Origin of the sequence: Janibacter sp. GXQ6167 (genome assembly GCF_041365945.1) — a bacterium.
Taxonomy (GTDB): Bacteria; Actinomycetota; Actinomycetes; order Actinomycetales; family Dermatophilaceae; genus JBGFSK01.
The window spans coordinates 63,592-76,678 of the sequence record NZ_JBGFSK010000009.1 but is presented as its reverse complement, the minus strand read 5'-3'; the positions used below and the strand labels follow the sequence as shown (position 1 = coordinate 76,678).

General features: G+C 69.2%; 11 protein-coding genes and 2 tRNA genes. 8 read left to right on the top strand and 5 right to left on the bottom strand.

Annotated features, from left to right (window positions below; genetic code table 11):
- The first annotated feature begins 160 nt into the window (after positions 1-160).
- The 4 genes from AB8K43_RS13155 to AB8K43_RS13140 all read left to right on the top strand — a co-directional run bounded on the left by AB8K43_RS13155 (position 161) and on the right by AB8K43_RS13140 (position 4,073).
- Positions 161-1,405, top strand: coding sequence for a deoxyguanosinetriphosphate triphosphohydrolase (locus AB8K43_RS13155; RefSeq protein WP_370894664.1), 1,245 nt, complete (start codon positions 161-163; stop codon positions 1,403-1,405).
- A 77-nt stretch (positions 1,406-1,482) separates the two neighbouring features.
- The gene (gene dnaG / locus AB8K43_RS13150; protein WP_370894663.1) at positions 1,483-3,396 is read left to right on the top strand and encodes a DNA primase; all 1,914 of its coding nucleotides are present in this window, start codon (positions 1,483-1,485) and stop codon (positions 3,394-3,396) included.
- Complete coding sequence (locus tag AB8K43_RS13145; protein WP_370894662.1) at positions 3,393-3,962, top strand: hypothetical protein; 570 nt, start codon at positions 3,393-3,395, stop codon at positions 3,960-3,962. The genes dnaG and AB8K43_RS13145 overlap by 4 nt, the downstream gene beginning before the upstream one ends.
- A gap of 38 nt (positions 3,963-4,000) precedes the next feature.
- Positions 4,001-4,073, top strand: a tRNA-Asn gene (locus AB8K43_RS13140).
- Between the two features lie 59 nt (positions 4,074-4,132).
- Here the strand turns inward: AB8K43_RS13140 and AB8K43_RS13135 are convergent.
- Complete coding sequence (locus AB8K43_RS13135) at positions 4,133-5,110, bottom strand: transporter substrate-binding domain-containing protein (protein WP_370894661.1); 978 nt, start codon at positions 5,108-5,110, stop codon at positions 4,133-4,135.
- A 139-nt stretch (positions 5,111-5,249) separates the two neighbouring features.
- Between AB8K43_RS13135 and AB8K43_RS13130 the strand changes: the two genes are divergently transcribed.
- On the top strand, positions 5,250-6,791 hold the full coding sequence (locus AB8K43_RS13130) for an APC family permease (RefSeq protein ID WP_370894660.1): 1,542 nt from the start codon (positions 5,250-5,252) through the stop codon (positions 6,789-6,791).
- Positions 6,788-8,206 (top strand): NAD(P)/FAD-dependent oxidoreductase, encoded by a 1,419-nt coding sequence (locus AB8K43_RS13125; protein ID WP_370894659.1) that lies wholly within the window; start codon positions 6,788-6,790, stop codon positions 8,204-8,206. The genes AB8K43_RS13130 and AB8K43_RS13125 overlap by 4 nt, the downstream gene beginning before the upstream one ends.
- Positions 8,207-8,216: 10 nt before the next feature.
- Here AB8K43_RS13125 and AB8K43_RS13120 read toward each other — a convergent pair.
- Positions 8,217-8,290: transfer RNA gene (locus AB8K43_RS13120), tRNA-Ile, on the bottom strand.
- Positions 8,291-8,465: 175 nt separating this feature from the next.
- Here AB8K43_RS13120 and AB8K43_RS13115 point away from each other — a divergent pair.
- Both AB8K43_RS13115 and AB8K43_RS13110 read left to right on the top strand, forming a co-directional pair.
- Complete coding sequence (locus AB8K43_RS13115) at positions 8,466-8,966, top strand: hypothetical protein (RefSeq protein ID WP_370894658.1); 501 nt, start codon at positions 8,466-8,468, stop codon at positions 8,964-8,966.
- Positions 8,967-9,341: 375 nt separating this feature from the next.
- Positions 9,342-9,854, top strand: a complete 513-nt coding sequence (locus AB8K43_RS13110; protein WP_370894657.1) for a DUF3145 domain-containing protein — start codon at positions 9,342-9,344, stop codon at positions 9,852-9,854.
- 117 nt (positions 9,855-9,971) lie between these two features.
- Here AB8K43_RS13110 and AB8K43_RS13105 read toward each other — a convergent pair whose 3' ends face one another.
- The 3 genes from AB8K43_RS13105 to AB8K43_RS13095 form a co-directional block, all read right to left on the bottom strand.
- Positions 9,972-11,411: a carboxyl transferase domain-containing protein gene (locus AB8K43_RS13105; RefSeq protein WP_370894656.1), complete on the bottom strand. Its 1,440-nt coding sequence runs from the start codon at positions 11,409-11,411 to the stop codon at positions 9,972-9,974.
- Complete coding sequence (fabF, locus tag AB8K43_RS13100; protein WP_370894655.1) at positions 11,411-12,652, bottom strand: beta-ketoacyl-ACP synthase II; 1,242 nt, start codon at positions 12,650-12,652, stop codon at positions 11,411-11,413. The genes AB8K43_RS13105 and fabF overlap by 1 nt, the downstream gene beginning before the upstream one ends.
- A gap of 115 nt (positions 12,653-12,767) precedes the next feature.
- On the bottom strand, positions 12,768-13,019 hold the full coding sequence (locus AB8K43_RS13095) for an acyl carrier protein (protein WP_370894654.1): 252 nt from the start codon (positions 13,017-13,019) through the stop codon (positions 12,768-12,770).
- Between the last annotated feature and the right edge of the window lie 68 nt (positions 13,020-13,087).

Genomic DNA, 13,087 nt, shown 5'->3' with positions numbered 1-13,087 from the left:
CTCTCCTCATCGGGTGACGCGAGGGTAGCGAGGTTGACCCGGCCTTGTCGCCTCGCGAAGGGGGTGAATGGGCTGGTCAGAGGATCAGCCATCGAGAGAACCGAGGGTTCACCCAGCCCAGCCAGCCCGGTCGTCGGTGCTGGCCCATAGAGTCGACGTCGTGAGGTACACCGAGCACGATCGGCAGCGGTGGGTCGCGGAGGATCCCGCCGTCAAGCGGGCCGACCGCGATGATTTCGCGCGCGATCGCGGGCGGATGATCCACTCGGCGTCGTTGCGGCGGTTGTCGGCCAAGACCCAGGTCCTCGCGCCAGGCACCGATGACTTCATCCGAAACCGACTGACGCACTCCCTGGAGGTCGCCCAGATCGGCCGAGAGTTCGGCGGGGCGCTCGGGTGCAATGCCGATGTCGTCGAGGTCGCGTGCCTCGCGCACGACCTCGGCCATCCTCCCTTCGGGCACAACGGGGAGAGTGAGCTCGCTGAGATCGCCGCGCAGATCGGCGGTTACGAGGGCAACGCGCAGACGCTACGGATTCTCACCCGCCTCGATGCCAAGCGGACCCACGCCGACGGACGGTCGGCCGGGCTCAACCTCACCCGCGCGAGCCTCGACGCGGCGACCAAATATCCATGGCGGCGCGGGGAGGGGCCGGGCGAGACCCACAAATTCGGGGTCTACGACGACGATCTCCCGGTCTTCACCTGGATGCGTCAGACGCCCGAAGGGGGAGAGCAGCTCGCCCGAGTGCGTTGTCTCGAAGCCGATGTCATGGACTGGTCCGACGACGTCGCGTACTCGGTCCATGACGTCGAGGACGCGATCGCCTCTGGGCTGCTCGATCTGCGCCGCCTCACCGATGCGAGTGAGGTCGACGCGTTGCTCGACCTGGCCCAGATCACCTACGCCAGCGATCTCGATCGGGATGCGCTCGGCGCCGGACTCGAGCGCCTGCGCCGGAGCGGGACCGTGCCGGACTCTTTCGATGGCACCCGCGCCGGGCTCGCGCGGTTAAAAGACATGACGAGCCGACTCATCGGGCGCTTCGTCTCGGCGGCCGAGGAGGCGACGCGCGAGCGCTACGGACCGGCCGTGCTCACGCGCTATGAGGCCTCGCTGGTCGTCCCGGAGGAGAGCCGGGCCGAGGTCGCGGTGCTGAAGGGAGTCGCCGCGCACTTCGTCATGTTTGCCGCGGAGCGTTCGGACATCTATCTCGAGCAGCGCCAGGTGGTCCGTGACCTGGTGGAGTGGTTCGCCGAGGCACCGGAAGAGCGCCTCGACCGTGACCTGTTGCCGGACCTCGCCGACGCTGGCGACGACGCCGGGCGCCTGCGCGTCGTGATCGACCAGGCCGCCTCGCTGACCGACGCCCGAGCCCTGACCCTGCACGCCGCGATCCGGTAGGGGAGGACGCCACGGACCGCCAGTGGACGCGCCACTTAGACTCATCGCGACGAGCGCGTAACGAGGTGAGGTGAGACGTGGCGGGCAGGATCCGGGCCGAGGACATCGAGGCCCTCAAGGAACGCACGTCGATCACCGATGTCGTGCGCGAGCACGTCACCTTGCGCCCGGCCGGCGTCGGCGCGATGAAGGGCCTCTGCCCCTTCCACGACGAAAAAACCCCGTCCTTTACCGTGCGCGAGGCCGTGGGCGCCTTCCACTGCTTCGGTTGTGGTGAAGGCGGTGACGTGATCTCCTTCGTCCAGAAGGTGGATCACCTCCCCTTCGCCGAGGCCGTCGAGCACCTCGCCGCCAAGCTCGGGATGGAGTTGCGCTACGAGGAAGGGGGCGCGCCGCGCAGCGGGGAGAGCCTCGGGCGCCGGACCCGCTTGATTGAGGCCCACCGCGCGGCGGCCGAGTTCTACCACCACCGGCTGATCGACGGGCCGGAAGGGCGCGCCGGGCGCGACTTCCTGCGCGAGCGCGGTTTCCACCGTCCGGAGGCCGAGCTCTTCGGCGTGGGCTTCGCCCCCCGAGGGGGTGAAGAGTTGGCAAACCACCTGCGCAGTAAGGGATTTACAGAGGAAGAGCTGACGATCGGGGGCCTGTGTGGCAGGGGCTCGCGGGGTCTTTACGACCGCTTCCGGGGTCGGTTGGTCTGGCCGATTAGGGACACCACGGGCGACACCGTTGGTTTCGGGGCCCGTCGCCTCTTCGACGACGACCGGATCGCCGCCAAGTACCTCAACACCACCGAGACGCCGATCTACAAGAAGTCGCACGTGCTCTACGGGCTCGACCTCGCCAAGAAGCCGATCTCGACGACCCGCACCGCCGTGGTGGTCGAGGGGTACACCGATGTCATGGCGGCCCATATGGCCGGTGTCGAACAGGCGGTGGCGACCTGCGGCACCGCCTTCGGCGTCGACCACATCAAGGTGCTGCGCCGCATCATGCGCGACGAGCCCGATCTCGCGCCCGCCAAGGTCATCTTCACCTTCGACGGTGACGCCGCCGGCCAGAAGGCGGCGATGAAGGCCTATGCCGAGGATCAGCGCTGGGCGAGCCAATCCTTCGTCGCGGTCGCCCGCGAGGGGATGGACCCGTGCGATCTGCGCCTTCGCGAAGGCGATCAGGCCGTGCGGGATCTCATCGCCGATGCCGTCCCGATGTTTGAGTTCGCGGTCCGCACCACGCTGGCCCGCTTCGACCTCACCACTGCCGAAGGGCGAGTCCGGGCGATGGCGGCCGCGGCACCGATCATCAACGACATCCGCGATACCGCCCTTCGCCCGGAGTATGTCCGCACGGTCGCCGGGTGGGTTGGGGTGGACGTGGACCAGATGCGTTCGGCCGTGCAGCGAGCCGGGCGGATGGCCCCCGAGGAGGCCCGTGGTGCCCGTCCGGGGCCGGAGGGCGCCGAGCAGCTCCCATCGGTCCCCGCGTATCCGGCGCCCGATCTGCGCGATCCGGTCGTGATGGCCGAGCGGCAACTCCTCCAGGTGCTCTTCCAGTACCCCGGGATGGTCGGCGCGGTGGCCCTGGACCAGATCGACCCGACGGCCTTCGGGGCGCCCGCCCATCGAGTCGCCTTCGACGCGGTGCGCGCGGTGGGGATGCCCCGCGCCGATCACACTCATGCCGGGTGGGTCCGCGCCGTGAGCGACGCCGCCCCGCAGAGCGTGCACGGGTTGCTCGCCGAACTCGCCGTGGCCCCCCTTCCCGTGGTGCCCGATCCGGCAAACGGGCTGCCTCCGCGCTCCTATGTCGATTCGCTCGTGATGCGGGTGCGTGAGGTGGCCATCGGGCGTCAGATCGCCGACTCGATGGCGACGCTGCGACGCCTCGCGACCGACCCCTTGGCGGACCGAGACCATATGCGGAGCCTCTCCGCGCGATTGCAGGAGCTCGAGCGCGAACGCGCGGCCCTGCGTGAGGGAGTACGTGGATGAGTTGGTGGCGATCGATCTTCGGGAACCGAGCCGATCGGATCGCGGTCCCCGATGGGCTGGAGTTGGCAGCGGGGGAGCGACCCGTCGCGGTAGCTCGTGACAACGCCGATGGCACCGTGATCGCGACGACCTATCGCCTGGTTGCTGTCCCCGCCGATGCGACGACGCCGACCCTGGCGCGCCCGTGGCACCTCGTCGACACCGGAGCATGGCGTCCCGAGACGCAGGTGCTGAGCGTCTCGTGGGTGGACCACGAGCCCCCGAGTGCCTGGGAGTTGGCCGTCGCTGGCGCCCTTCCGGTCGCCTTTCGCGAACGCGTCCAAGCGAGTGTCGTCCTCGTCGAGCAGGTGAGCTTGGGCCGTCATCGCCGGGCGCGCGTAGCCGTCCGTAAGGACCTCGCGACGGGTGACCTGACGGTCCAGGCGGTCTACGCGCGCGGGAGCGACCCGAGCGATCAGGAGCTCGCGACGGCGGTGCAGGAGGCGGCAGATCGCCTCGGCGAGCAGGCCGGACTCGGCGATGGAGGCGGGTCCAACTCGGCGGGCCGGTCACCGGTTTCGGACTAGGGCGCACTTCTTGCTATGGTGGCGCAGCGTTCGCGCGATCCCCTGTAGCTCAATTGGCAGAGCAGCCGGCTGTTAACCGGCAGGTTGTTGGTTCGAGTCCAACCGGGGGAGCGCCAGAGGCCACGGTCCGAGGGAAACCTCGGGCGGTGGCCTCTTTTGGTTGGCGCGGGCTATCTCGAGGACGAACTCGGCGCCGGGGGAGCGGTCGTGCTCCACGGCGGTGTGGTGCTCTCGTCCCCCGTCGCCGACGAAGAGGTCGTGGAGTTGATGACTCGACACGGGCGCAGCGTGGGCGCCGTGGTCGTCGGTCGATGCCAGTTCTTGGCGCCGGGGAGGTTGTCCTTGACCGCCTTCTCCCAGGCGCCGCTGCGCTCCATCTCCTTCAAGGCATCGGTGACCTCTTCGCAGCGGGTGAGGTCGCCATGGCTCACAGCAATCCCGTAGTGCTCGGTGGTGAAGGGCCGGCGCAGCAGGACGACCTGACGGGAGCGGGGCTGCGTCGAGTCGGAGGTATCGGCAAAACCGGCGAGGATCGCCGTGTCAGAGGTCACGGCATTGACATCGCCGTCGCGCAGCGCGGCCACACACTCGGCGACGCTGCGCCGCTCGACGATCCGCATCCCGGGATGGTCCGCCACCAGTTCATCGGTCGAGGCCGAGCCCGTCGCGCTGCAGAGGCTGTGTCCGCGAAGGTCCGCCAGGCCACGGATCGAGCTGCCGCGGCGCACGAGGAGGTCCTGCCCGGTCGTGAGGTACGGCCCGGCGAAGGTGACCTTGTGCTCGCGGTCGCGAGAGATCGAGTAACTCCCGAGCACGAGATCGGCCTGTCCGGTCGTGAGGATCGTGTCGCGCTGGTCCGGCGCGGCCTCGACGAAGACGACCTGCGCCGCGCCCAATTGACTGGCGACATAGCGTGCGATGTCGACGTCGAGGCCCGAGTAAGTGTCCCCGTCGCGCTGTCCGATGCCCGGCTGGTCGAAGGAGATCCCGATCCGTAAGGTCGCGGGACCCGAAGGGGGAGCCGGCGCCGGTGTGCTGGTCCCCGTGCTGGCCGGTGTGGTCGTTGGCGGGTCATCCACTTCGACCGGCTTGGTGCAGCCCGCGAGCAGCAGAAGTGCCGCGGCACTCGTCGCGATCACCCGCCGCATGGATCCCCCTTCCATCGCCTCATCATCGCATTAGCGCTGGTCCACGCCGTGAGGTGGCTCGGCGAGTGAGCCCAATCGTGCGTCAAGCGTGACCATCTCGACGCTACGATCGGCCCACCATCCAAGGACGGAGGTCGGCATGTCGGACAGGGTCGAGCCGAAGAACCTGCCGCGGGGCGAGCAGCGGTACAGCGGTAAAGGGCTGAAGGCCGACGCGGTGGGCTTCTGGGATGGCGTCTCGATCGGACTGGACTCCACGGCTCCCGCCTACTCGATCGCCGCCGTCCTCGGGTCGATCGTCATCGTCGCGGGGGTCAAGGCCCCGGCCGTCCTCTTGGTCTCGTTCATCCCCATGTTCTTCATCGCCGGGGCCTTCTATTACATGAACCGCGCCGACCAGGATGCCGGCACCACCTTCTCCTGGGTCACGCGCGCGATGGGCCCCTGGATGGGGTGGATGGGCGGCTGGGCGGTCTTCACCACCGGAGTCCTCGTGATCGGGGCCCAGGCCGACGTCGGGGCGCGCTACACCTACCTGCTCCTCGGGCTCGATGACCTCGCGGCCAACAAGTGGGCCGTCGTCGCCCTCGCGGTCGTGATGATCCTCGTGCTCACCTGGATCTGTGTCATCGGCACGGAGTTATCGGCGAGCGTGCAACGCGCCCTGGTCCTCGCACAATGCGGCATCCTGCTCGTCTTCGTCCTCGTGGCCGGCTGGCAGATGGTCCGCGGCGATGTCGCGGCCGACGCCCCCTCCTTCGGCCTGGACTGGCTGAATCCGATTGGCCTCTCTGGCTCTGCACTGATCGCGGGGATGCTGCTCGGCGTCTTTTGCTACTGGGGCTGGGAATCGGCGGTGAACCTCACCGAGGAGACCCGCGACTCCGAGACCGCGCCGGGCAAGGCCGCCGTCGTGAGCACGATCCTGCTCCTCGTGATCTACATCGGGTCGGCGATCGCGATCATCGGCGTGCTGGGCCTGGGTGTCCTCGAGGAATTCGATGACGACGAGGGGCTCTTCCTCGTCGTCGGCGACCAGGTGCTCGGTGGATGGTCCTGGCTGCTCGTCCTCGCGATCATCACCTCGACGGTGGCGGCGACCCAGACGACGATCCTGCCCGCGTCGCGGACCTCGCTGTCGATGGCGGTTGCAGGCGCCTTCCCGAAGCGATTCGCCACGGTCGATCCCGAGCACGGCACCCCCGGGTTTGGGACGTGGGTGATCGGGATCGTCGCGATCGTCTGGTACGTCCTCGGCAGCGCGATCTCGGAGAACTTCCTCTTCGACTCGCTGTCGGCGCTGTCGATCGTCGTCGCCTTCTACTACGCGCTCACCGGGATCGCGTGCGCGATCTACTGGCGGCGAGAGCTCCGCCGATCGGTGCGCGCCTTCATCATGATCGGGCTCGCCCCGGTCATCGGGGCGATCGTCCTGCTCGTCCTGCTGGTCGCCGCCGTCATCGACTACGCCGACCCGGAAAACTCGTACACCCAAACCTCGATCCTCGGAATGGGAGCCCCGCTCGCGATGGCCATCATCATCTTCGTCGTCGGCCTGGTCCTGATGTTCATCTCCTGGCGGGCGTCCGGAGGGGGCGGATATTTCGAGCGAACTGGCGGCGAAGAGGTCAGCGACGATGTGGCCCGCGCCGCGCTCGGACCCGTCGCGCCGGGCCGATGAGTCGCGCTCGGGCGGTCGTGCCCCCCTTCGTCCATCACGCGCTCGCCGATGCGGTGCCTCGGGTCTATTGGACGGACCGTGAGATCCGCCCCGCCCCGGCGCCGCGCCCGCGGCTCGAGGGGGAGGTTCGGGCTGACTTGGTCATCATCGGCGGCGGCTTCACCGGGTTGTGGGCCGCGCTGCAGGCGGTCGAGGACGACCCCGGGCGCTCGGTGGTCGTGCTCGAAGGGGGAGAGCTCGGCTCGGGTGCGTCCGGCCGCAATGGCGGTTTCGTCGCTCCATCGCTCACTCACGGGCTGGCCCAGGGGGTTGCGCTCTGGCCCGAGGAGATCGACACGCTCGAACGCCTCGGACGAGAGAACTTCGCTGGGATCGAGGCGTCGGTCAAGCGGTATGGCATCGACTGCGACCTCCACGTGCCGGGCGAGATCACCTTTGCGCTCACCGAGCACCAGATCGACGCGGTGCGCGAGGGCTATCAGCTCCATCGCGATCACGGCTTGGACGTCACCTTGCTCGACGCCGAGCAGTGTCGTGAGCGGGTCGACTCGCCGCGCTATCTCGCCGGTTTCGTCGACCGGGAGGTCGGGTTGGTCGATCCCGGTCGACTCGTCTGGGGGCTCGCGGACGCCGTCGAGTCTCTCGGCGTGCGCGTCCATGAGCACTCGTCGGTGCGGCGCATCGAGCGGGACGGCGACGGGGTGCGGGTCGTCACCGATGCCGGGTTTGTCCGGGCGTCTGGCGCCATCGTCGGGACTGGGGCCTACCCGGGTCCGCTGAAACGCCTCCGGACGTGGCTCATGCCGGTGTACGACCACGTCTTGATGAGCGAACCGCTCACCACTGCGCAGCTCGCCGCGATCGGGTGGGAAGGGCGCGAAGGGCTCACCGACGCCGGGAACCAGTTCCACTACTACCGGCGCACCTTCGACGACCGGATCCTCTTCGGCGGGTACGACGCGAACTACCACTTCGGCGGCCGGATCGACCCGGCGCTCGATCAGGGCCCCTCACACGACCTGCTCGCCGAGCACTTTTTTGCGATCTTCCCGCAGCTCGAGGGATTGCGTTTCACCCACCGGTGGGCCGGGGTGATCGACACGACGTCGCGCTTTACCCCCTTCTTCGGCAAGGCCTACGGCGGTCGGGTCAGCTACGTGGCGGGGTATACCGGCCTCGGGGTGGCATCGACGCGATTCGGGGCCCGGGTGGCCTTGGACCTGCTCGACGGTCGCGACACAGACGCGACTCGCCTCACGATGGTGCGCCGTAAGCCCTTCCCCCTTCCGCCAGAACCCCTGCGGTACGCGGCCGTCCAGGTCACCCGCTCTGAGCTGGCACGCGAGGACCGCACGGGCAAGCGCAGCCCCCTTCTGGCCGTGATGGACCGCTTCGGTGTCGGGTTCGACTCCTAACGGGCGACGGTGGGGCGGCTGGGGCTTGAACCCAGGACCGACGGATTATGAGTCCGCTGCTCTGACCGACTGAGCTACCGCCCCAAGCGCTGCCGCAGCGGGCAGCGAGGCGACTGTATCTCTCCTTCGGTGATCTGGTGGGAAGGGCCCACAGCTGGCATGGGACCGACAGGGCCTGCACAGGGCAGGCGAAGGGCGCGCCTAACTGGTCTGCCGACAGTGGTTGATGTCCATCCGACATCGATCACGAAGGAGCACCATGGACACCAAAAAGATCCTCACCTTTGGCGCGGCGGGAGTCGCGGCCGCGGGGATGGCGATCGGCGGAGCGAGTCTCGCGAGCGCGGAGGGTTCGGCGGCGGGGAACTCCAGCCACAGCGCCCCGAGCGCGGAGCAGCCCCAGGAAGACGGGCGCAGCCTGAGCGCCGATGCCGCGAGCAAGGCCATCGCTGCGGCGCAGGCCAAGGAGAGCGGCGCGAGCGTCAAGGGCGTGCACCTGGACCGCGATGGCGACGGATACGAGGTCATGCTGGTTCGCTCCGACGGGACGCGCGTCGAGGCCAAGGTCAGCGACACCTTCACCGTCGAATCGGTTTCCGAGCACACCGGCCGCGGCCCAGGTGGCCCGGGCGGCCCGGGTGAGCGCGGTCCCGGAGGCGACCGAGACTCGAAGGGGGCAGCAGGCGAGGGCGGGTCCAAGGAACGGGCGCCGAAGTCAGGCAGCTCGAGCTCGCCGAGCGCGTCGACCCAGGCCTCGTAACGGGTCTGGTGACGTACGGCCCCGGCGCCTGTCGGGGCCGTACGTCGGCGCTCGACCCGGGCGTCCCCGGAAGTTCCGAGAATCTCGTGGAACTCCAGGGGAGTTCGGGAGTTTCCCGCGACGTGACGCCGGCGCGGGGTGAAGCCGATCCCTGTGGCGACCGTGATGGGAGGGGTGTGTGGGGCACAGGGAGAAGGGGGAGGCCGAAGAGGCGTGAGATGAGGGGTGGTGCTCCTGTGAACCATGGGGCAGAATGAGGCGCACAAGCGCTCCGGCGCACATAACAGCGCGTAACCGTAAGCGACAGACCGAGCGATCCGATTCGGCAGTGCATGGCGTAGGGGAAGACGTCCATCGCACTCAAGGAGGTTTGGGATGTCTGCGTTGACGCGCACCGTGACCCGCGGGGTGGTGTACATCCACAGCACCCCGACGGCGCTCTGCCCCCACATCACGTGGGCGCTGGAGTCTGCCCTCGGGCAGGACGTAAAACTCGACTGGACCGAGCAGCCGCTTGGCCGGTCTCTTCGCCGTGCCGAGTTCTCGTGGACCGGCGCACCGGGCACCGGGGCGAGCCTCGCGAGCGCCCTGCGCGGCTGGGAAGGCGTGCGCTACGAGGTCACCGAGGAGCCGAGCCCGGGCCTGGACGGCTCGCGCTGGTCGCACACCCCGAGCCTCGGCATTCATCACGCGCTGATCAGCGCCGCGGGCGATGTGGTGATCCACGAAAACCGGCTGCGCGAGGTCCTCACCCTGGCCCAGGGCGCCGGTGAAGCCGTCGAGGACATGCTGAGCGAGCTCCTCGGCAGCGAATGGGACGCCGAACTCGAACCCTTCCGTCACGCCGGCGAGGGTGCTCCCGTGCGCTGGCTGCACAAGGTGGGCTAGACCCCTTTCGCTCGACCACAGCCGTCGGTTCCGTTTTTGAGTGCAAACGGAACCGACGGCTTGGCATGTCCGCTCAAGGCGGACTCCCTTCGACGCGGAACGAAGGGGGCTTTTTCTTTAGAGCGGGATATTGCCGTGCTGGCCGCGACGAGCGGGAGCCGAGGCGATGGCTGCGGCGATCGCCGAGCGGGTCCGGGCCGGTTCGACGATCTCGTCGACGACGCCGATCTCGACCGCTCGGGGGAGGCCGCCGGAGAGCCGATCGTGCTCGTCGGCGAGCTGCTGCTCGACCTCGGCTCGCTCGTCGTCGGCGACTTCGGCGAGACGGCGGCGGTGCAGGATCCGGATCGCGGCGACCGAGCCCATGACCGCGACGTGCGCGTCCGGCCAGGCAAAGACTCGGGTCGCGCCGAGAGCCCGGGAGTTCATCGCGATATAGGCACCGCCGTAGGTCTTGCGGGTCACCACGGTGACGCGGGGGACCACCGCCTCGGAGAAGGCGTGGAGCAATTTCGCCCCGCGGCGCACGACCCCGTCCCACTCCTGACCGACGCCCGGCAGGTAGCCCGGCACATCGACGAGGACGACGAGCGGCACCCCGAAGGCGTCACACATCCGCACGAAGCGCGACGCCTTCTCCGCCGATGCGGAGTCGAGGCAGCCCCCGAGGCGCATGGGGTTGTTGGCGATGACGCCGACGGTGCGGCCTCCAAGACGGCCAAGGGCGGTCACGATATTGGGCGCCCACCGCGCGTGCAGCTCCTGGAAGGGGCCCTCGTCGAGGAGATCCTCAACGAGCGGGTGGACGTCGTAGGCCCGCTTGGCCGACGCCGGAAGGGAGCGCGCGAGGTCCCGGTCGGCGACGGACTCGAGATCGAGGGTGCCCTGGTCGGCAAGCAGCCCGGCCAGCACCGTCGCCCGGTCGAAGGCATCCTGGATCGACTCGGCGAGGACGTGGACGACGCCGGAGCGCCGGCCGTGCGGCTCCGGACCGCCCAAGCGCAGGGCGTCGACATCCTCCCCGGTCACCGACCGGACGACGTCCGGGCCGGTCACGAAGATCCGCCCTTCGGGCGCGAGGATCACGATGTCGGTCAGCGCCGGGCCATAGGCTGCGCCGCCTGCTGCGGCCCCGATCACGACCGAAATCTGCGGGATCTTGCCGGACGCGTGGGTCATGATCGCGAAGATCTCACCGACCGCGTGGAGCGAGACGACGCCCTCGGGGAGGCGGGCGCCGCCGCTGTGCCACAGCCCGATGACGGGGACGCCGTCGGCAAGGGCGCGCTCGTAAGCCTCGACGACGACGCGGCATCCGGCGACACCCATCGCGCCGCCCATGATGGTGGCGTCCGAGGCGAAGGTGACGACCGGAACCCCGCCGAGGGTGCCGGTGGCCGCGAGCATCCCCGAATCGTCATCGGCCGTGATGAGTTCGACCGAGCCGTCGTCGAGGAAGGAGGTGAGCCGCAGCACCGGATTGCGCGGGTCGCTCGCCCGGTCCGGTTTGGTGCGGGTGGCGACGGCGGCCGAGGCAGCCGAGGGTTGACGGGCCATCAATGGCTCCCAAAGGTCAGGGCGACGTTGTGGCCGCCGAAGCCGAACGAGTTGTTGAGCGCGAGGATCGGGCCCTCGGGCAGGGGGCGTGGCTCGTCCCGCACGATGTCGAGGTCGACCTCCGGGTCGAGCTCGGTGATGTTGATCGTCGGGGGAGCGCTGCGGTGGTGCACCGCCAGCGTGGTGAAGATCGCCTCAAGCGCCCCGGCCGCGCCGAGAAGGTGGCCCGTCATCGACTTCGTGCCGCTGATTGCCGCGCCCTCGGCGTCCGCGCCAAAGGCGCGACGGATCGCGGCGATCTCCGCGACGTCGCCAGCAGGGGTGGAGGTGGCGTGGGCGTTGATGTGCACGATGTCGCTCGGGCTCGCGCCGGCGTCTTCGACGGCGAGTTTCATCGCGACCGACGCGCCCGCCCCTTCGGGCTCGGGGGCGGCCATGTGGTGCGCGTCCGAGCTGGTCCCTGCGCCCGCGAGGGTGGCGTAGATCCGAGCGCCCCGCGCCTTCGCGTGCTCCTCCGATTCCAGGACCATGATCCCGGCGCCCTCGCCGAGGACGAAACCGTCGCGGGTGACGTCGTACGGGCGCGATGCGGTCTCCGGCTCGTCGTTGCGCTTGGACAGGGCCTGCATCGCCGCGAACCCGCCGATCGGAAGGGGGTGAATCGCGGCCTCGGACCCACCGGCCACGACGACGTCGGCGAGGCCCTCGCGGATCAAGTGCAGCCCGTAGCCGATCGACTCTGCCCCGGACGAGCAGGCCGAGACGAGGGTGTGCGCACCGGCGCGGGCGCCGAGGTGCAGCGACACGGTGCCGGAGGCCGCATTCGGCATGAGCATCGGGATCGACAAGGGGTAGATGCGGCGCGGCCCCTTCGTCCGCAGGCTCTCCCAAGCCGTCAGCAGCGTCTGGATCCCACCGATGCCGCTCCCGATCGAGACGGCGAGCCGCTCGGGCTCCACCTCGGGCTCACCGGCATCCGCCCAGGCCTCACGCGAGGCGATCAGGGCGTACTGAGAGAAGGGGTCAAGACGCTTGGTCTCCTGGCGGGAGAGGACCTCGGCCGGCGGCGTGGTGAGCGAGGCAGCGAAGGTCACGGGGAGCTCGAATTCGCTCACCCAGGGCTCGTCGATCGGTCGGGCGCCGGAGCGGCCCGCGAGGAGATTTTCCCAGGTCTCAGTGACGGTGCCGCCAAGGGGGGACGTGGCGCCCAGACCCGTGACGACGACGGTGGGGACGGACATGGTGAAGGGCTCCTCGAAGACGATGGGGAAGAGATCGGCAGGCGTGCGTCGCCCGCAGGTGGCCCGCACCCAGGCCGTGGCGGTGCCAGGCCCGGGCGCGGAGGCGGACCAGGACTCAGGCGGCCTGGTTGCTGTTGATGAAGTTGACGGCGTCGCCGACGGTCTTGAGGTTCTTGACCTCTTCGTCGGGGATTTCCACGCCGAACTGCTCCTGCGCGGTGACGGCGATCGTCATCATCGACAGGGAGTCGACGTCGAGGTCGTCGGTGAAGGACTTGTCGGCGGTCACTTCGCTGGCGTCGACGCCGGTCTCCTCGGAGACGATCTCGGCGAGGCCCGCGAGGATGTCGGACTCGGTGTGTGCCATGGTGTGTGCTCCTTGAACTCGAAAACGGTTGGCGTCCGAATTGTTCGACCCGTCGGACCGGCGGGAAC

What these genes read in the sequence shown, in the direction of transcription:
- AB8K43_RS13145 (WP_370894662.1), top strand. Translation starts at nt 3,393, where the DNA reads ATGAGTTGGTGGCGATCGATCTTCGGGAACCGAGCCGATCGGATCGCG.
- AB8K43_RS13135 (WP_370894661.1), bottom strand. Translation starts at nt 5,110, where the DNA reads ATGCGGCGGGTGATCGCGACGAGTGCCGCGGCACTTCTGCTGCTCGCG.
- AB8K43_RS13130 (WP_370894660.1), top strand. Translation starts at nt 5,250, where the DNA reads ATGTCGGACAGGGTCGAGCCGAAGAACCTGCCGCGGGGCGAGCAGCGG.
- AB8K43_RS13125 (WP_370894659.1), top strand. Translation starts at nt 6,788, where the DNA reads ATGAGTCGCGCTCGGGCGGTCGTGCCCCCCTTCGTCCATCACGCGCTC.
- AB8K43_RS13115 (WP_370894658.1), top strand. Translation starts at nt 8,466, where the DNA reads ATGGACACCAAAAAGATCCTCACCTTTGGCGCGGCGGGAGTCGCGGCC.
- AB8K43_RS13110 (WP_370894657.1), top strand. Translation starts at nt 9,342, where the DNA reads ATGTCTGCGTTGACGCGCACCGTGACCCGCGGGGTGGTGTACATCCAC.
- AB8K43_RS13105 (WP_370894656.1), bottom strand. Translation starts at nt 11,411, where the DNA reads ATGGCCCGTCAACCCTCGGCTGCCTCGGCCGCCGTCGCCACCCGCACC.
- fabF (WP_370894655.1), bottom strand. Translation starts at nt 12,652, where the DNA reads ATGTCCGTCCCCACCGTCGTCGTCACGGGTCTGGGCGCCACGTCCCCC.
- AB8K43_RS13095 (WP_370894654.1), bottom strand. Translation starts at nt 13,019, where the DNA reads ATGGCACACACCGAGTCCGACATCCTCGCGGGCCTCGCCGAGATCGTC.